This is a genomic window from Chitinophaga sp. YR627 (genome assembly GCF_900114995.1).
Lineage (GTDB): Bacteria > Bacteroidota > Bacteroidia > Chitinophagales > Chitinophagaceae > Chitinophaga.
Genome location: NZ_FOUX01000001.1, coordinates 1,865,606 through 1,884,022, shown reverse-complemented (window position 1 = coordinate 1,884,022; position 18,417 = coordinate 1,865,606). Strand labels below are relative to the sequence as shown.

Here is an 18,417-nt window from a genome sequence, read left to right as displayed (position 1 = left end):
AGGCCGCTGTGGCTATGCTACCGATGAATAATCATCCTTTATACGTGATAAGTAATTATTTATGAGGCTTCCCGCTCATTTTAGTCTAACTTAGCCCTCTAATTCAATTACGTTTAAAGAGAGAAAATGACTGCGATTCTGATATTCTTTTTTTCCCACTGGTTTTTGTCGTTGTTCTTTCACACCTTTTTCCTGCATAGATATGCATCCCATCAGATGTATACTGTAAGCAAAGGTTGGGAGAGAATATTCTACTTCTGCACCTGGTTTTTCCAGGGGACTTCTTACTTAGTACCAAGAGCATATGGCGCTATGCACCGCATGCACCATGAATTCAGCGATACTGAGCATGATCCGCATTCTCCACACTTCTTTAAAGATGTATGGTCAATGATGTGGCAGACACGTAAGCTGTACAACGACATCTATCATAAGAAGGTTGTTCTTGATGAGAAGTTCACTAAAAATCCTCCTTTACCGGTATGGGATGCGCTGGATCGTTTTGGCGATTTCACTGGCACACGTCTGGCATGGGCAGGTCTTTATATCGCTTTTTATGTAGCGTTTGCTCCAGCCTGGTACTGGTTCCTGCTGTTGCCTATCCACTTCCTGATCGGACCTGTACAGGGTGCTGTTGTGAACTGGTGTGGTCACAAATATGGTTATCAGAACTTTGACAATGGTGACAAATCCCGCAATACTTCTCCATGGGGTATCCTGCTGCTGGGTGAGCTGTTCCAGAACAACCACCACAAGCATGGTGACAGTCCGAATTTTGCAAAGAAATGGTTTGAATTCGATCCAACCTATCCGGTAATGAAGTTCTTCAACTTCATCGGTATCATCAAACTGAAGAAAGCCGAAGTGAAAGTGGTTAACATGAAAGCGGCTGCTTAAACAGATAGTAAGTAGAAATAGATAGATACGCTACAGGCCATCAATTATAGTCAGACGACTATGATTGATGGCCTGAGTGTTTTTAGAACTTCCTGAAATATCCAAAGGTTGCCATCTGCAACATAGGTTTATCGCCGTTGGTGTCACCGTAGGCGTAAATATCTCCATAAGTCGGCAGGTCGTATTGCTGACGTATCCGCCGTACTTTTTCTTCTCCGTTACAATTGATCCCCTGAATGCGGCCGGTCACTTTTGCATTGATGACCTCCAGTTGCGTACCGATGCATTCGATGCCCATACATTCCGCCCAGGGCTTTACCCATTCCTGTGCGGAAGCAGTTACTACGACTACACGGTTTCCTTTTTTGAGGTGTTGCTGTATTTCCTGCTGCGCATTTTCCCTGATCATTCCGGGAAGTGCATCTCTGCAGAAAGCGGCACATTTGTCCCGGAACTCTTCAATAGGCATACCCTTAAAAAAATGACGCAGGACGATCTCTTTACCTTTCTGTTTGGAGATCAGTTTACATTTCATCATGACAAGTGCCGGTGCTAAGAATGCGAGTCCGGCGTATAGTGCAGCATCTCCTTTCTGAAACCGGATGATCTCAAAGAGGGTATCCCGGTGGGTGATGGTGCCATCAAAATCAAAGAAGGCAATGGCGGGCTTCATAATTTGAGCTTTTTAAACATGAACTCAGGTATCGATTTGATAATGAGCATGATATAACGCCAGAACCATTTTGTATAGATGGTGTTCTTTTTCGCTTTAGCGGCTTTGTAAATATCTTTTGCCACATCCTGGGGCTGTGCCGTCAGCATAGGCGGCAGTTTCAGGTTTTCCGTCATACGGGTGTAGACGAAACCAGGTTGTACACTGAGTACGTGTACACCCTTGTGGAACAATCGGTTACGTAAACCGCTGAGATAGGCAGTAAAGCCAGCTTTGGCGCTACCGTAGAGGTAGTTACTCTGACGGCCACGTTCACCTGCAACGGAGCTGATGCCAACGATGGTTCCTGCGCCACGGGAGGCATAATCCTCCGCTACGACGTTCAGGATCGAGACAGCGCCGGTATAATTGGTGTGCAGGATTCGGGCGGCCTCTGTCCAGTCGGACTGGCCTTGTTCCTGTGAACCCAGGTAACCGAAAACGGCGATAGTGATATCCGGTTTAACCGGCAGGGAGTTATAGAAAGCCGGATGGCTATTGAAATCGGTCGCGTCAAAGGCATAGGAACTGGTCTGTACCTGGTAACGGATGCGCAGGTCCTGCTCGAGGGGAGCGATGGAGGCAACGTTACGGGCGGCCAGTTGAATATCGTATTTGTTACCGGCAAACTCGCGGGCTATGGCAACAGCCATATCCGACCCAGCTCCCAGAATAAGAACAGTAGGCATATAATTGATCTCGGTATTTTAAGGTAGCAGTGTTTTATTGTGTTAATAGCAGTCTGTCGGACTGTATTGAACGAAACAGCTTTTTACCGTTGTATGTTTTAATGATATCGGCAAATTTTTGCGCGTTGGGGTAGCTCTGCCAGAATACCTCCTGTTTCATACGGGCGTCTTTGGACAGGTAGAGGCGTCCGCCGTATTGCAGCACGATCTCATCCAGTTGATCGAGGAATTCGAACAGACCTTTACGAACAGGGAAGTCCAGCGCCAGGGTATAGCCTTCCATCGGGAAAGAGATCAGGCTATCCTGTTTACCGAATACTTTCAGTACGGCGAGGAATGATCCCAGACCGGCGTCGCTGATCTTTTTGAGGATAGCGACAAGGCCATCTTTCTTTTCCAGCGGCAATACGAACTGATACTGTACGAAGCCTGCTTTACCATAACCACGGTTCCAGTGCAGGATAGCATCCAGCGGATAGAAGAATGGTTCGTAGGGAATGACGTTATTGATCTCCCTTTTCGTATTCTTCAGGTAATAAAGCCAGTTAAATGCCTTAACAGTCAGTGTGTTGAGTGTGAAAGACGGGAGGTTGAACGGCATGGACAGTTTGCGTTTCTGCGCCAGCTGAAGTGGGGCTTTACGTTGCTGTTCACTCAGTTCCTGAGGGGTAGCGTGTTCACCTACGATGAGGATACCACGGCCGAAGGAATCACCTTTCTGCAGGCAATCGATCCAGGCCATGGAGTATGTGTAATCTTTATATTCTTCGAAGAGACGTATCAGATCTTCCAGGTTTTTGGCCTTGATCTGTTTCTGACGGATATAGGCAGTATCGATCTTTTTGAGACCGAATTTCACACGGGTAATGATACCGGTGAGGCCCATACCACCGCAGGTCGCCCAGAAGAGGTCAGCTTCGATACCAGCGGAACAGGTGATCGATTCCTGGTTGCCCGTGATCACGTCCATATCGATGATATGTCCGGAGAAGGAGCCATCCACGTGGTGATTCTTCCCATGTACATCAGAGGCTACCGCACCACCGATGGTGATGAACTTGGTACCTGGTGTTACCGGAAGGAACCATCCCTGAGGAACGATAATATCGAGGATCTGATCGAGTGTGATACCGGACTGGCATTCAAAGATGCCGTTTTCGATATCAAAAGCCAGCACCTTATCATATTTAAGGGTGGAAACACTGTGATTGGCAAGAGAAGCGTCGCCATAACAGCGACCGTTTCCACGGGCGATAACAGATGAATGAGAGGATATAAAATCCTGTATTTGATCTTCCTGCGAAAACGATGTCTCATCGCAGGAGATAGCGGGGTAATTTCCCCAGTTTGCTAACCGTTTTTCCATTACTCAAAAAAACTTTTGTTAGTGGGTAAATAAATAATCACATAAAAACTCAGCACCCACAGGAGTATGGTTAATTGAATGAAACGGTCTTTGTATAGGATTTTGGTTGGAGAACCTGTATCGTTCTCCACATATGTTATTTGCAAATATCGTAATAATCCACCAATTACAAAAAGACATGTATAATAAAGGCGGTAAGTATGAAAGCGTGCCATCGTTTCGGGGGCCATGGTATACATCAGATAGGCGACGATGATGACGGCTGATACCAGCGCAAGCATCACATTCATAAAATCCATATTATAACCTTTGGAAGCCTTCCGCATTTCTTTACCCGACTGGGTTTTGATCAGTACGTCGTCTCTTCGTTTAGCGATGGCCATGAAGAGCGCCAGGAGGAATACCATGATCATCAGCCATTCGGAGGAGGCGATATTGGCCGCGACGCCACCGGCTTTTATTCTGAGTACGAAACCAGCTGATAAGATCAATATATCCAGGATGGATATATTTTTCAATCCGAAGGAATACAACAGATTGAGAATAAAGTAAATGCCTACTACGAATGCGAATTTTGGTCTGACATAATATGCCAGGACACCACCAATCCCCAGGCATAATACAAAGAATACGAGGGCGGCGGGTTTAGAGACTGCACCGGAGGCAATGGGGCGTTTACACTTTACCGGATGGGCCCTATCGGCTTCGACATCCATGTAATCATTAATAATATAGATACTGCTGGCAACGAGGCTAAATGCGAAAAAACCGATTAGTAGTTCGAGTACTTTAGGTAGAATAAAAATCTCGCCCGCAAAGAAAAGGGGGATGTACAAGAACAGGTTTTTTGCCCAATGGGAGGGTCTTAACAGTTTTAAATATTGCACGGGGATAGACTTATAATTGACGCCAAGATACGCACTGATTACCGAACAGCAATGCTAAGAAATGCTTATTTCGGGTAAATTCTACTATTTTTGGGCCCGTTCGTGTTAAATTATACTCGATTTCATCATTTTATTATCCCCTTTTATGTCGTCAACTTTTGCTCCGTTCAGCCGTAAAAGTGCCTTTATTACGGAACTACTGATTATTATCGGTCTGGCTATTGTACCGTTGTTTGTCATATTCCCTTACCGGGTAAATATCTTCCTTTCCTGGGAGGGTGCTTACAGATTATCCCAGGGGCAGGTGCCTTACAAAGATTTCGGATTGCCATTGGGTTATGGTTTCTGGCTGATGCCTGCATTGTTTTTTAAGATTTTTGGTGCGCAGCTGATCACATTGGTGAAGGCACAGGTGGCGATGAACATTATTGCCGGATTGTCTTTCCGTTTTATTTTGAAAAGTCTGAACGTAAAAGCGGGCATCCGGGTCTTGTCGGTGTTGCTGTTTGTATTGTCGTATTCCTTTTTCAATTTCTGGCCCTGGTATAACCAGACCGTGATTGTATATGAACTGGTGGGATTGGCTTTTCTGTTTCGTTTCCTGACGGGACCGGCAGGTAAGATCCGTTATCTGTTCCTTTTCCTTGCAGCGTCGTTCACTTTCCTGTCGTTTTTTACCAAACAGGATGGCGGCGGACTGGCATTGCTGTTATCATTAGCATTGCTGGCATATAATACGCTGGAGCGGAAAAGCTGGCTGGATATTCCGGTGTTCCTGGCTTTTTACGCACTGGTGGCAGCGGCTGTTATTGTTCCTTTGCTGCCTTACGGTTTCGGTTATTGGTTTAACCACGGACAGGCGCCGCACAATTCGCGTTTATCCTTATATGATATTATTACAGAGGTGATGGCTGCTTCGCAGTGGATCAAATTCTATGTGGTGATGGTGGTGCTTTGTCTGGTACCGGCATTTGGCAAATGGCAGCGTTTCTGGAAGGACCGTGAGTCCATGTTATTCACCCTGCTGACCCTGGGTATACTGGTGGAAGCGGCTATTTTCCAGGTAACCAGTTATACGCCGCCGGATAACAATATTTTCTTCCACGCCTTTGCTTTTGCATTCATTGTGAGTCGTTTACAGCAACAGCTTGATCTGAAGCTGGAACGCTGGTCATCATTTGGTCTGGCGACAGTGCTGGTGTTATTATGGTGGTCTGGTTCCTTCTGGAAATACCTGGACAGGGTTGTCTCACGTATCGTACCACATGAGCAGGTAATAGCAGGTAAGGGTGATGGTCAGGCGATAGATAGCAGCAACTATGCGATGTACAATCCACAGATCAGTGCGACCGGCGAGAATGTGGTGTCCCGTAATAATTTCATGCTGAATACGGATACGACAGATGTACCTACCGATAAATGGATCTTCTCTGATCTCTGGGCTTTTAAGAAAATCTATATGCCGCCTTCTACGGTAGAAGGGATGAACCGTTTGATGGCGATGCCTGTTGTAAAGGAGAAGAAAGGCGATCTTAAACTGCTGAATATGACCGAATTAACACCACTCGCGCAGGCGATGCCCTACAAGCTGGAAACGGGCAGTGATTACCCTTTATGGTATCATCTGGGAGTGGGTATGTTTAATCGTCAACTGGAAATGTTCAGTAAAAAAGTCAAAGGACATTACTACGATGTTGTACTTTACGAATATGCGGCTGGTAATAACAACTTTTATCCGTTTGCATTGAGATATGAGCTGCAGAAGCACTACCGTAAGGTAGATGAATTCCTGGCGCCACGCCGTCCGACGAATGCTATTATCGAGGTGTTTGTAGCGCAATAGTGGGTTAGTTTTCAATGCTTTGTGTGGTATTTCTTTACCCTTTACGCTAATTCACGTGAAAACTGATACTGTGCAAGGCAAACCAGACAATACAAAGCTCTGGTTATTTCTGTTTGCTGTATATATTATCTGGGGATCTACCTACCTGGGGATGAAAATCGCCACGGAGGTAGTTCCCCCTTTTTTATTATCTGCTTTTCGTTTTCTGGCTGCCGGGACGATATTAGGATTGATCAGCCGGGGAAGTGAAAGGCAATGGCCGACGAAACAGCAGGTGTTATCCGCTGCTTTTGTCGGATTGATGCTGATAGGTATTGGTAATTCCTGTACGGCGCTGGCGGTGCATTATATGCCTTCCGGATTGGTAGCGCTGATCGTGGCGGCTATCCCGGTGTGGTTTGTAGGATTTGACTGGGCTTTCTTCAGCAAGCAACGCCCTACGATCATGACGTTTACCGGTATCCTGGTGGGTTTAGTGGGCTTATTCCTGTTATTCAATCCTTTCGGGGCGGATCACCAGAGCCGTTCCTATCCGTTATGGCCTATTGCGATCCTGGCTGGAGGTTGTGCCTGTTGGGCGCTGGGATCACTATCCGTGTCTAAACTAGTGATGCCTGCGCCCATGACCTCTGCTGCTTTGCAGATGCTGACAGGTTCGGTGTTTTGCTTTATCGTGAGTTCCGTGACTGAACCAGGTGCCTGGAGTACATTAGGGCATCTGAGTACCCGGACGATCAGCGCCTATCTTTATCTGGTGTTTATTGGTTCGCTGGTAGGGTTTACTTCTTATAGCTGGCTGACCCGCAATGCGCCACCGGGGTTGTTATCGACGTATGCGTATGTAAATCCGGTGGTAGCGTTATTTCTGGGCTGGGCGATCGGTCATGAAAGTTTGACTTCACAGGCATTGATGGCTTGCGGGATTGTGATTGGCGGGGTGGTGCTGATGACATTGGGGAAACGGAAAGTTTAAATAGCAGTTATTTTATCAACTACGTTGTTTATGGCCTATGAACGTTTTGGAGGACAGCAGGTTTCAGGAGCCGGTTTGTCTGCAGCCAGCAATCAAGCTGCAGGCCGTCTTGCACGACCTGCGGTTAACCCATTGCTGACAGTGTCCGCAATGCCCGGAGTACCGGTACAACGGTATACGCGAAGCGTGGGCCGTGGGCGCAGCCGACCAAAACATCTGACGATGGGAAGATGGAGGTAGTAGGTTCAACAACAGGGAATACCCTCTATGCAGACCCTACGTTGATAACAAATGCGTCTAAATTATTGACGACCGCGAAAGCGGGCATCAGATTGAAGGCTGGCAGTACTACACGAAGTGTAGCACATCCGGAGACCGGTGACGCTAATATGCTACCTATTCCCGGCTTTTGACATAGCTTATACATGCTTTATACACGGCTTACAGGTGGACTTGATTCGAAACTCGGGCAATTGGTCTTGCCGTTATCCCCGGCTTTGACATAGCTTATACATGCTTCATACACGACGTATAGGTGGACCTGATCCGAACCTCAGGTGATGGGTTTGGCCGTTATCCCCGGCTTTGACATAGCTTATACATGCTTCATACACGACGTATAGGTGGACTTGATCCAAACCTCAGGTGATGGGTTTGGCTGTTATTCCCAGGCTTTCACATGCCTTATACATGCTTCATGCATGGCGTATAGGTGGACTTGATGCGTGACTCTTTCGCCAGAGATTCTGTTGATCGTTTTTGTATTATGAGCATATTATGGGAGGTTTTTTGATAGGTATATGTGGAGGTGGGGGAGGGAAGTGTGTAGGGCTGCTTTTGCTGTGGTTTCAGATACCTGACGGACTGACGCCCGCTTTTAAGATGATTGGGCAGTGGTGGTATGGCTGGGCGGGGGAGCTTTGGGGGGCTGTAGCTGGATGCAGGGGACGAGCTAAGGTCCGTCAGGTATCTGAAACCGCCGCTGTAAGAGCCGGATGATCAGGTAATAGGGAGGTGAAGGGAATTGGGGTAATATGGGATGATATAGGATGGCGATATAGGGTGGTGATATGAGTAGTTGATGTGGATAGTTGATTTGGGTAGATGATATGAGGGCAAGGTGATATAGGGAATATGGGTAATACAGGTAATATGGGTATGGGGAGTATGAGAATGGAGGTAAAGTGGGTGATATCCTATTGAGTGGAATGATGGTGGTTGAGGTAATAGGCTGTTTTTATTATAAATGTCGCGTTTGGTAGCTTATGGCAGTCTCTTCGTGTGCATAAACTGTCAACTAATTTATTTAGTAATTACTAAAATAGTTAGTAATTTAGATGTACAGTTGAATTGTTATGGAAAGGATACAGGAGAAACTTGCAATACTGGCAGATGCGGCGAAATATGATGCGTCTTGTGCCTCAAGTGGTAGTAACCGGAAAAACGAGACCAAGGGCTTGGGTAATGCGCATCCGGGTATGGGGATCTGTCATTCTTATACTGCTGATGGTCGCTGTGTATCGTTACTGAAGATATTGCTGACGAATGTCTGCATTTATGATTGTGCTTATTGTGTGTCGCGTAAAAGTAATGATATTAAACGGGCTGCCTTTACGGTGCAGGAGGTGGTTGATCTTACCATCAACTTTTACCGCCGGAATTATATAGAAGGGCTTTTTTTGAGTTCCGGTATTTTCAAAGATCCGGATTATACGATGGAGCGGCTGGTAAGGGTGGCCAAGAAGCTAAGAACGGAGCATAATTTCAACGGATATATCCATTTAAAGGCCATTCCTGGAGCGAGTGATGAATTAATGCGGGAGGCGGGGCTGTATGCAGATCGTCTAAGTGTGAACCTGGAGTTGCCGACAGAAGCAGGATTAAAACTGTTGGCTCCTGAGAAAAGCCGGCCGGCGATGATTCAACCGATCCGGTTTTTGCAGAATGAGATCATTCGGCTGGAGGATGAACGGAAGGTGCTGAAGAAGGTGCCGACCTTTGTTCCGGCGGGACAGAGTACGCAGGTGATTGTAGGGGCAGCGGGAGAGTCGGATATGGAGATCATGCACCTTGCTTCCCGGTTTTACAGACAGTTTCAGTTGAAGCGGGTATATTATTCGGGATATGTGCCTATCAGCAATGATAACAGATTGCCCGCCTTGCATAGTCAGGTGCCGTTGATGCGGGAGAATCGTTTGTACCAGGCTGATTGGCTGTTACGGTTTTATGGATTTGAACCCCATGAATTATTGAATGAGCGTCATCCAAATCTGGATACGGATATCGACCCCAAACTATCCTGGGCATTACGTAATCTGGACAGTTTTCCTGTAGATATTAATAAGGCCGATAAAATGCTGATTGCCAGGGTGCCGGGTATTGGTATTGAAAGTCTGCGTAAAATCTGTGCAGCACGCATGCATGGTACCCTGAATTGGGATCAGCTGAAACAAATGGGTGTTCAGATCGGTAAAGCGAGATACTTTATTACCTGTAAATCCGGTCCTTTTGAAAGACGTGACCTGACACCGGAACAGATACGTCAGCAACTGTTGGCACAGTCCCACAGTAAATGGGCGAAAGCTCATAGTCCGCAGTTGCAGTTGTTTTGATTGAACGAAGAACGATAATCAATATACTGAGTCTATGCTATGAATTCCTCAATAACTACCGTCTGGCGGACTATCACGTGCTGTGGTTGATAGTTCGCCGATGGTAGTCTAAATGTTACTAAAATGACTACGTGGTTGTATGATGGAAGTTTTGATGGCTTCCTTTCTGCAGTATTTGATCTGTACTGGCAGAAGAAAACGGATGTTACTATCCGGAAGGAACAGGATCATGTCCAGGGTTTGTTTGAGAATGTCATCTTTATGCCGACGATAATGGCCAATGCCGATAGAGTGTGGGTAGGTTTAAGCAGGAAATTATCAGAAGAACATTTGCAGCAGTTGTTTTGCTGTTATCTTTCAGAACTTGCTGGAGAAGAGGATCATATGGTGGGATTTATACGGCATGTGTTCTCCAGTGAAAAAGATATTACCGGCGATTTTGGGAATAAGTATATACTGCATGTGGCACAGACAGCGCGTAAGGTACTACGGGAAAAACACAGGATGGAGGCATTTGTGCGCTTTCAGCTGACAAAGGACAATATCTACTATTCACTGGTTGCGCCGGATTACAATGTGCTACCGCTGATCGCGAAACATTTTAAGGAACGGTATGCGGATCAATACTGGATCATTTATGATGAACGCAGGCGGTTTGGAATCTATTATAATCTCGAAAAAGTAGAGACTATCCGTTTGCAGTTTAATACGGAATATGATCCGCATTATCATACTACTGGAAATGTATGGGCGCCGGAGGAAGAATTGTACCAGCAGTTGTGGAATACATATTTTAAAGAGGCGAATATTGTGGGTAGGAAGAACCCGAGATTACAGTTGCAGCATATGCCACGGAGGTATTGGAAGTATCTGACAGAGATGCGGTTAGATTGAGTGGTTTGAGGTCGATATGGTTTGTTTATGTTGTTAATGCGGTATAACCTTCCGGTATTTCTCCCAGTCTGAATTGATTCACTACATTATGTGCTAAACGCGTCGGTTCGGGAATGCGATATCTGCCTATACATTGTTTGATGATATCCACCGCGGATGGTACATCCATCATATGCCCCGGTGAGACGAATACTGGCTTGACGGCATTTTTCGTGCGTAATACAGCACCGACAATTTCCTCTTTAAATATCAATGGTGAGCTGTTGCCTGTTGTGTAAGCAGGTTCTTCGTATTGTCCGCAAAGGAGTGTTTTGGCACAGCCAACAGTCGGTGTATTGGCTAATACGCCAAAATGAGATGCAATACCCATGCGGCGGGGATGTGCTATACCATGTCCATCTACAACAAGCAGGTCGGGCTTTTGCGGGAGATTTTCCCAGGCGTCCATTAAAGGAGGTACTTCGCGGAAAGCAAGGTAACCGGGGACGTAAGGGAAGAGGACTTCTCTTTTTATCAGGGAGTAGCCAATCGGAAGTAGTGCAGGAAAGCTTAATAAGATAATGCCTGCGTAGACGCTGGTGCTGAATTTATTGAAAGAGATATCCGCACCGGCGATGACGTTAATGGGGAAATTGCGAGGCTGGATGAGGATGTTACTGCGGAGGGTATTCTGGATGATAGTGGCATCCTGAACTTTGAGATGGTCGTAGTTTAGATGTTGCATATGGAGGAATTGTAAGACGTAGAAGGAGGCAAATTTAGGTCCAAAAGCAAATGTTCAGTATGGGAAAAGACATGCGACTGGCAACTACAATGCACCGCCTGTTAATGAATCAAAATGGTTAACACCATTGTAGTAAAGTACACATGGCAGTCCGCCCGCGCCGGAGCGTGTTACATCATTAAATTCCATCAAACCACCATCTCCGGTAGCTGCCCATACATTCAATGATAGATTAACTGCCGGTAAACGGATCACATTTGTTATGTAGTCCTGAGCAGCGGTAAGCATTGCCTGTCCCTGTGCAACGAGGTCGATCATAGAGTCCATGGGTCCGCCGACGCGGGCTCTTACATGGTCAATAAATGCCGCCTGGTTAGGGATGGCTAGTCTATGACGGGAGGTCAGCTGGTGATGTAAGGAGTAAATGGCACAATTGTTTTCATCGCCGGGTTGAATTTCGTAGCCAAAACCAAGTGCTGCAATCGTCACTAAAGAGCTGTCGCCAGCATTTTTAGGCAACAGGACTTTTCCCATAATCTTAAACAGCTCCTGAGCCATCCAGGCAATTTTAGAACTATGTCCATTTGTATGAGGAACAAGTGCAAATTGCATTTCCAGCGTTTTCCGTTTTACAACATCCGTCACTTCTTCACCGGCTCCCTTCTCGGCCTTCAGATAATTCAACAGGTCGACCACGCCACGGGCTCGTCGGGTCATGATTTCCCTTTCTGCTACTTCTGGAATGCTCAATGTCTCACTACGCATGATCTCCGGACCGCCTTTGCCCGCAAATAATGGACGTTCTTTACCTGATCCTGTAGCAAAGGAGTCATATAGCCCTGGCTCTGCAGTTCCGTCTGGTCTGCTTGCAACCGCGTGGAATGCAGCGGCGGCAGACACCAATGCAATAGAAGACCTGGAAAATTCCGCGAAAAGTATAATGGCTATAATTTTATGTGCGTGCCCTTTAACCAAATCGGAAAAGTCTGCAAAAGCATCTGCACCTGACATTTCTCTTATAAACAGATTTGCGATAACTTTATCGACGTCCTGATCTTTACTGGTCAGTTCTCCTGCTATCAGTTTTATCAAACCATCCATCAAAGGTGCATAATCTGTTGGCAGACTACCTCCGAGAATAAAGTTGTTAGCCTTTGGACTTATTGTGCCTTCATATGTCCGGTAGCGGATTTCATATCCCGGCAGATCGCCTGTTCCCGCACGATTCTTTTTACGTCTCCTGATTGGAAGAAAAGTCTTTTCATCCTCTATATCAGTGCTTATCAGGTCAGTAGCAAAGCTTGCCTCCCTTCTCAATTCAGGTAACATTAACCGTAGGCCTTTTTCCTCTTCGGTGCCCGGATCACTATCTTTCACCTTTTCCGCATCATCGCCTGAGACTACCATTTTCATTGCATCGAATCTTCGCTTACGTCTTTGCATCTCTTCAGGTGTTCTGCTGGCAATTGCGGCATTGATCTGTTGTTGTCTGCTCGCTGCAACAGCAAGGTGCCCCCAGGTGTGGAAACGGCGATCTTCAAGAACATCATCGGTTAGCCAGGACTCAATAACCCTGGTAATAGCCTCTGCTCGTCCATCAAACTTCTTGTTTGTCAGTGCTTTAAATAGTTTATCCTTGCTGATGCTCTTCGGAAATCCCACTATACTTTTAACCTTCCAATAAGTGCGAACAGCCTTCAATACAGCAAGAATGTGGTCTGGAGCCGATGGTTTTTTATTCCGTCCAATTATAACATATCGCTGTACAACGTCAGTGCCAGTCTTCGGGGATGTGTTATCTGCATTATCTTCCAAACTCATATCATCCTCTTCCTCATCTTTTAACTGAGCAACAGTTTGTGACGATAGCTGCGTTTGTTGAGTGGTATGCCATGCCTGCTGAGGAACTGCTCTGTTTTGATTGTCAGTGACTGTCTCCGGCATAGAATCGCTGTCTTCTTTTAGCTGAAAAGGAGCGGGATGACGGGACTTTAAGACGCTCACCTGATTATTCCGTGATAAAAATTGTAAAGCAGGTACTGCAGGAAATCCAGTTGCCGACGCTCCGATTGCTAAGGCGCTCGGCTGCGATGTAGACGGAGTACTATATACTTTTGAGTTTTCCTGCATCAGGTCTAGGTTGAAAGGGTTTCCTGGTATCGGCAAAGATTAACAAATAAAACTGATTGTAGTGCTTTTATAGTAGTTGTTGTGAGTAGTTCGCCTGCTTGTTCGCTGGTCAGAGGTAATAATGTTTGCAAAGACAGGCAAACTTTACCTGCACCCAAATGTTAATCTAAAAAACACAACTTATGAAACTAGATAACGTTCTATTCGTCGTTACCTCTCATGATGAGTTGGGCAATACCGGTAAGAAAACCGGCTTATGGATCGAGGAATTCGCCGCTCCTTACTACAAGTTGCATGATCTTGGAAAGAATGTCGTCATCGCCTCACCAAAAGGTGGACAGGCGCCGATTGATCCCAAAAGCGACCTTCCGGAAAACAAAACTGAGGCCACCAGAAGATACTACAACGACCCCGAAACACAGGATAAGCTCAGTCACACCGTCCCATTAAATACCGTTTCAGAAAGCGATTACGACGCTGTTTTCTATCCTGGTGGACACGGACCAATGTGGGACCTGCCAGACAACCAGGATTCTATAAAACTGATTGAGGATTTCTACAATCACGGTAAACCTGTAACACTGGTTTGCCATGCACCGGTTGCCTTAAAAAATGTAAAGACACCTGATGGGGAATGGCTGATAAAAGGTAAAAAAGTAGCTGCATTTACTGATACGGAAGAAGAAACCGCGCAGCTCACCAAAGTGGTCCCTTTTCTGTTGGAAGATATGCTGATTGAAAGAGGCGCCGACTTTCAGAAAGGAGATGACTGGAAGCCTTTTGTTACGCGGGAGGGAAACCTGATCACCGGACAAAATCCAGCGTCTTCTGTACTCGCGGCTGACACTTTGTTAAACTATGCCGCACAGGCATAAAAGGTAAAAGATGGTAAAACCGAAACACCTCCGTAGTACTACGGGCAAATCATATGTGATATCTGGCAAAAGCGCTGGAATGTCGATTTCCGGCGCTTTTGCTGACTATGTCTATCTATTCTTCTCATAGATCCTCCTCACCAGCGAGTCTATCTTCCTCCTGTTTTCCGGATCCCGGATGCTCTTATCCATATACTCCAGCGCATCATCTGATATCTGCCATCCCAGCGGTAAAACCGGCTTATAGGCTGTTTTATCATCCGGTTCTGACGGTCGTATCAGCTGATAGATATAACCCTCTTTCTGCTGCAACATGGCGTTTATGCTATCTGCTTTATAAGTATTCCCCACCCAGTTGTTCATTAAAGCTGTAAAAGGCGCTGTCAGTTCAAATACGTTCTTCGCCTTTCTGATGGTATCCGTTTCTTTAATGGCATTTGGCAGCGACAGCATATAGAACTGTATCGAACTATCTTCTCGTCCGTCAGCCGACATGGCGGCCATCTCCAGACAACGCCTGATCTCTGCTGCTGTTTCTGCACCGGAGTTTTCTTTTAGTCCGCCGTCCAGGAAATGATGCTGTCCATCATACTTTCCCTCCGGACTTATATAAGGAAAACGGGCGCTCAGGAACGCGCCTGTGCTAAGACGCAGCTGACGTCTGTCAGGAAAGGAAGTGTCTTTATTGTATTGTTCCAGTTCATCGTTCATGCGAAAGGCCACGGGAAAGTCGGTCGGAGACAAAAGGACAGGGGCAGTGATCCCTTTTACACCCTGGTCGATATCATAAGTATTGGCAAATAGCAGAGGAACTTCATATCTGAGAACAGGATTTGCATTGTACCAGTAATTCCGGAAGGGCAGTCCATAGTCGAAACCAGCCTTTTGCCGGGCATGGAGTTCCCAGGTACGTTCCTGGATACGGGCGCGGTCATCCGGGAGTTTAAAACCAAGAAATGACAACCAGATATCTCTGCCCAACAAGGGGATAAGCACAGGTGTCAGGAAGTCGTTTTTATAGAAAGCGGCATAGTCAGCGGGAGATTGCTGCGGGTGTTCCAGCTGGTGAAAACGCTCCGCGCATAATACAGAAGCCCCGATCGTGCCGCCGGATGCGCCGGAATAAGCAAAGACATAATGCTGGAAATCATATTTGAATGCTGCATCTTTTCTGTCGTGTAATCCTGCTGCAAGCAAGGCTGTATCGATCGCATGTATGACTTTGCTTGTCCACGCAGCTGCTCTGATGCCGCCGCCATAAGCATTGATAATAAAGATCGGATAAGGTCTGTGATAACGCGTATTGTAAGCGCTTATTTCCGTCCGGCGGACTGTCAGCCATTGCTGTGCATATTGATGCAGACTGTCGTATAAAGGAGGCGCTGAAAGGGTATCTTTCTTTATCTCGATGAACCGGATGTTATGGTATTCATTATTGCTGGCCACCGATCTGACGAGTGCCGCAATCAGCAGAAAGGTAATGAACTGGATCTTGTACCGAAGCCCTATTATCAGCAACATCGATAAGACAAAAATATAGAAAATTATACCGCAGAAAACGATCGGCAGTGTCAGGAAACGATACCCACTATTAAAGGCAAACCAGGTTGGATTAAGGTTGGCCACAAGGAAAAAGACGGCAACGGCCATCAGACTGAACATGATATAAGGCGTGATGATCTGCTGGTTCAGGCCTTTTCGGATATTGGTGTACAACAGAAATGCAAAGGACAAAAGGAAGAAATCCAATGCGAAAAAAGCCAGGAAGTAAGGCTTATCATTATTATCCTGAAATCCGAAGGCTAATACGGTGCAAAAGACAACAAGACAGATAATTGCCACCAGTTTCCGGTTACAGAACCAGCCATATTTCAGGATGAGATAGTATAGGATCGTCAATATGATCAGCAGCATAAAGGGGTTGATAAAGTCCAGCCAGTAACCAATACGAAAAACCTGCATCGCATTCAGCACGCAGGCACCCGGCAACATAAAGCTAAGCGCACCCAGTAATCTGCCTGTAAATGTCTTCTCCCGGTGTTGCGCTGCTTCGTAATCCCAGCTACTAAAAAATACATTATGGAGCGTGAAGGTTGTCCGGGTATTTGTATCATAGTATTTTGGGAAATACCAGTTAGCCAGCGCAAAGAGGGTGATAACCAGTAGCGTCACCGCCGGTCCTACACGATGACTGTTGATACTTAACAGCAGATCCTGTCCCTGGTCCATCCCCCATAAGATCAGCAATGTAAACAGCAGACCAATAATGACAATACGGAAGGTCCAGATAGTGCGTAGGATAAGTGACACGCTGAAGGAGAGGAACCTGAGCGATCGATATAGTACCGCAAGTGCAAGAATGCCCAGCAGACCAAACTTGATAAACGCCGGGATACTGACACCGAGGGCGAGGTAATGCGCTTTGTTATATGCGGCCAGCAGGATAAATATATTCTCCACGATATCCAAGCATCCCGCCACAAGGGCCATCAGCACGCCTGCTTTGAGAAAGAACGATGCGGGTTTTCCCGGCTTGCTCAATGTGCGGTATAGCAGTATACAGGCGAGTAAGGTATAAATAATGATAAAAAGAAAATCCCAGTAGGTCTGGTATTTTACAAGATGGAGTGTCTGTTGTTCTTTCCAGGTCTCCAGCATTTTTTCTCCTGTATGCTGGCTGGTATTGAATTCAAAAGAAAGGATACCGTCCGGACTTACCTTATTGGTAATCCCAGTATCAAAATGCCCTAGCCAGGCAGAAAGCAGCAGGAAGGCGATCAATGTGAAGAGTAACCATAACTCATTACCAGATATTTTCTTCATCGGAAAAGCAGGGGGTGACAGTTGTAATTGATTATCAATACTCCTGTTAACATAGGTTGTACCAAAAATGTTTTGGCTGCTTATGTTGGCTGCTTTATCCGGTTTGGGTGGTGCGCTAATCAGGTTGTCAGGTGTAATAGCCTCCATTCCAGGGAGCAGTAAAACCAATGGTGTTACTGGGATACAGATTGATGTAACCGGAAGGAGGATGTGGTATCAGGCCGAATGTATAGCCATCAATTTTAGTCTGAAACAGGCAGATCTCAATATCACATAATTCGTAGTTACCCAATTCGGCAGCCCATTGTTCAAGCATTTCGTCTTCATCTATTCCTGTCAATACACCATTTCGCATTGTGCAACAGGACTTACTCTCTATGTACCTGCCATTCGCAGTAAAGAAATGCATTACTGCATATTCCTGCCGGAACTGCATCCAGTCTTTCCCCAGCTCCCCTAGAGGGCGGGAATATAGGAATGTAGTATATCCCCAGAACAGACTTCCGTCTTGCGCTCTTCCCAGATAATGGGTATGATAGTCTTCTATTTGTTCGACAGGTAATTTATTGGGAAGGAACCTGCCATTCCTTAAGAAGTAATGGAGATTGGTGAACAGGCCAGATAAGGTGAATTTATATTTCATCAGGTTGATAATCAATTTAATAACGTTGTGCGAAAATAGTAAAACTCAGCCGGTACAAAAACGCCACCGATAATTTGGGCATAAAATCCTGAAAGCTGAATGCCATGGCTCATCCAGCAGACATAACAGTGCTATTCTGGCACGGAATTCGTACTATAATCAGCAGAAGACAATTTCTCTTTCTTAGCCTAACAGGGTGGCTACAAATGGTAGCCTCAGATGAAGCCCTTCTTTAATTTTGATCTGAACTGGGTAATGCCAGCATAGAAAAATAGGAAAGAACAAGGGTGGTTGCAAATCGCAGCCTAAGATGAAAACCCTTCATTATCGGAACTGGCTTACGCCAGCG

At 46.0% G+C, this 18,417-nt stretch carries 15 protein-coding genes; 7 read left to right on the top strand and 8 right to left on the bottom strand.

The genetic code is table 11. The features are described from left to right. The first annotated feature begins 126 nt into the window (after nt 1–126). Nucleotides 127–897 (top strand): acyl-CoA desaturase, encoded by a 771-nt coding sequence (locus BMZ72_RS06925; protein WP_089806546.1) that lies wholly within the window; start codon nt 127–129, stop codon nt 895–897. Nucleotides 898–979: 82 nt separating this feature from the next. On the opposite strand, the gene BMZ72_RS06920 is transcribed toward BMZ72_RS06925, so the two are convergent. The 4 genes from BMZ72_RS06920 to BMZ72_RS06905 are packed head-to-tail and all read right to left on the bottom strand — an operon-like array spanning nt 980 to nt 4,551. Continuing rightward, nucleotides 980–1,570 carry an HAD family hydrolase gene (locus BMZ72_RS06920; protein WP_089806544.1) on the bottom strand — a complete coding sequence of 197 codons (591 nt, stop codon included), beginning with the start codon at nt 1,568–1,570 and terminating at the stop codon, nt 980–982. Further along, nucleotides 1,567–2,298 (bottom strand): SDR family oxidoreductase, encoded by a 732-nt coding sequence (locus BMZ72_RS06915; protein WP_089806543.1) that lies wholly within the window; start codon nt 2,296–2,298, stop codon nt 1,567–1,569. The genes BMZ72_RS06920 and BMZ72_RS06915 overlap by 4 nt, the downstream gene beginning before the upstream one ends. Nucleotides 2,299–2,332: 34 nt before the next feature. Then, nucleotides 2,333–3,664 (bottom strand): FAD-binding oxidoreductase, encoded by a 1,332-nt coding sequence (locus tag BMZ72_RS06910; RefSeq protein WP_089806541.1) that lies wholly within the window; start codon nt 3,662–3,664, stop codon nt 2,333–2,335. Further along, nucleotides 3,664–4,551, bottom strand: coding sequence for a decaprenyl-phosphate phosphoribosyltransferase (locus tag BMZ72_RS06905; RefSeq protein WP_089806538.1), 888 nt, complete (start codon nt 4,549–4,551; stop codon nt 3,664–3,666). Before BMZ72_RS06905 ends, BMZ72_RS06910 begins: the two co-directional genes overlap by 1 nt. Before the next feature lie 145 nt (nt 4,552–4,696). Here BMZ72_RS06905 and BMZ72_RS06900 point away from each other — a divergent pair, with 145 nt between their 5' ends. The 5 genes from BMZ72_RS06900 to BMZ72_RS06880 all read left to right on the top strand — a co-directional run bounded on the left by BMZ72_RS06900 (nt 4,697) and on the right by BMZ72_RS06880 (nt 10,873). Then, nucleotides 4,697–6,394, top strand: a complete 1,698-nt coding sequence (locus tag BMZ72_RS06900; RefSeq protein ID WP_089806536.1) for a hypothetical protein — start codon at nt 4,697–4,699, stop codon at nt 6,392–6,394. Nucleotides 6,395–6,464: 70 nt separating this feature from the next. Beyond that, entirely contained in the window at nt 6,465–7,367 is a 903-nt protein-coding gene (locus BMZ72_RS06895) for an EamA family transporter (RefSeq protein ID WP_177222705.1), read from the top strand. Between the two features lie 230 nt (nt 7,368–7,597). Next, the gene (locus tag BMZ72_RS36300; RefSeq protein WP_143087630.1) at nt 7,598–7,780 is read left to right on the top strand and encodes a hypothetical protein; all 183 of its coding nucleotides are present in this window, start codon (nt 7,598–7,600) and stop codon (nt 7,778–7,780) included. Between the two features lie 942 nt (nt 7,781–8,722). Next, nucleotides 8,723–9,979, top strand: a complete 1,257-nt coding sequence (locus tag BMZ72_RS06885; protein WP_089806530.1) for a putative DNA modification/repair radical SAM protein — start codon at nt 8,723–8,725, stop codon at nt 9,977–9,979. Nucleotides 9,980–10,102: 123 nt separating this feature from the next. Further along, nucleotides 10,103–10,873 carry a TIGR03915 family putative DNA repair protein gene (locus BMZ72_RS06880; RefSeq protein WP_089806528.1) on the top strand — a complete coding sequence of 257 codons (771 nt, stop codon included), beginning with the start codon at nt 10,103–10,105 and terminating at the stop codon, nt 10,871–10,873. Nucleotides 10,874–10,898: 25 nt separating this feature from the next. Here BMZ72_RS06880 and nfi read toward each other — a convergent pair whose 3' ends face one another. Next, nucleotides 10,899–11,597 (bottom strand): deoxyribonuclease V, encoded by a 699-nt coding sequence (nfi, locus tag BMZ72_RS06875; protein WP_089806526.1) that lies wholly within the window; start codon nt 11,595–11,597, stop codon nt 10,899–10,901. 84 nt (nt 11,598–11,681) lie between these two features. Continuing rightward, the gene (locus BMZ72_RS06870) at nt 11,682–13,727 is read right to left on the bottom strand and encodes a hypothetical protein (protein ID WP_089806524.1); all 2,046 of its coding nucleotides are present in this window, start codon (nt 13,725–13,727) and stop codon (nt 11,682–11,684) included. A gap of 182 nt (nt 13,728–13,909) precedes the next feature. Here BMZ72_RS06870 and BMZ72_RS06865 point away from each other — a divergent pair, with 182 nt between their 5' ends. After that, complete coding sequence (locus BMZ72_RS06865) at nt 13,910–14,602, top strand: type 1 glutamine amidotransferase domain-containing protein (RefSeq protein ID WP_089806523.1); 693 nt, start codon at nt 13,910–13,912, stop codon at nt 14,600–14,602. A 111-nt stretch (nt 14,603–14,713) separates the two neighbouring features. Here BMZ72_RS06865 and BMZ72_RS06860 read toward each other — a convergent pair whose 3' ends face one another. Together BMZ72_RS06860 and BMZ72_RS06855 are read right to left on the bottom strand one after the other, a co-directional pair. Beyond that, nucleotides 14,714–17,425 carry a patatin-like phospholipase family protein gene (locus tag BMZ72_RS06860; protein ID WP_177222704.1) on the bottom strand — a complete coding sequence of 904 codons (2,712 nt, stop codon included), beginning with the start codon at nt 17,423–17,425 and terminating at the stop codon, nt 14,714–14,716. Nucleotides 17,426–17,552: 127 nt separating this feature from the next. Then, nucleotides 17,553–18,068 carry a hypothetical protein gene (locus tag BMZ72_RS06855; RefSeq protein ID WP_089806520.1) on the bottom strand — a complete coding sequence of 172 codons (516 nt, stop codon included), beginning with the start codon at nt 18,066–18,068 and terminating at the stop codon, nt 17,553–17,555. Nucleotides 18,069–18,417 lie beyond the last annotated feature (349 nt).

Excerpts from the sequence above, each read along its gene's own strand:
- BMZ72_RS06925 (WP_089806546.1), top strand. The coding sequence starts at position 127 with ATGACTGCGATTCTGATATTCTTTTTTTCCCACTGGTTTTTGTCGTTG.
- BMZ72_RS06920 (WP_089806544.1), bottom strand. The coding sequence starts at position 1,570 with ATGAAGCCCGCCATTGCCTTCTTTGATTTTGATGGCACCATCACCCAC.
- BMZ72_RS06915 (WP_089806543.1), bottom strand. The coding sequence starts at position 2,298 with ATGCCTACTGTTCTTATTCTGGGAGCTGGGTCGGATATGGCTGTTGCC.
- BMZ72_RS06910 (WP_089806541.1), bottom strand. The coding sequence starts at position 3,664 with ATGGAAAAACGGTTAGCAAACTGGGGAAATTACCCCGCTATCTCCTGC.
- BMZ72_RS06900 (WP_089806536.1), top strand. The coding sequence starts at position 4,697 with ATGTCGTCAACTTTTGCTCCGTTCAGCCGTAAAAGTGCCTTTATTACG.
- BMZ72_RS36300 (WP_143087630.1), top strand. The coding sequence starts at position 7,598 with ATGGAGGTAGTAGGTTCAACAACAGGGAATACCCTCTATGCAGACCCT.
- BMZ72_RS06885 (WP_089806530.1), top strand. The coding sequence starts at position 8,723 with ATGGAAAGGATACAGGAGAAACTTGCAATACTGGCAGATGCGGCGAAA.
- BMZ72_RS06880 (WP_089806528.1), top strand. The coding sequence starts at position 10,103 with ATGACTACGTGGTTGTATGATGGAAGTTTTGATGGCTTCCTTTCTGCA.
- nfi (WP_089806526.1), bottom strand. The coding sequence starts at position 11,597 with ATGCAACATCTAAACTACGACCATCTCAAAGTTCAGGATGCCACTATC.
- BMZ72_RS06870 (WP_089806524.1), bottom strand. The coding sequence starts at position 13,727 with ATGCAGGAAAACTCAAAAGTATATAGTACTCCGTCTACATCGCAGCCG.
- BMZ72_RS06865 (WP_089806523.1), top strand. The coding sequence starts at position 13,910 with ATGAAACTAGATAACGTTCTATTCGTCGTTACCTCTCATGATGAGTTG.
- BMZ72_RS06860 (WP_177222704.1), bottom strand. The coding sequence starts at position 17,425 with ATGAAGAAAATATCTGGTAATGAGTTATGGTTACTCTTCACATTGATC.
- BMZ72_RS06855 (WP_089806520.1), bottom strand. The coding sequence starts at position 18,068 with ATGAAATATAAATTCACCTTATCTGGCCTGTTCACCAATCTCCATTAC.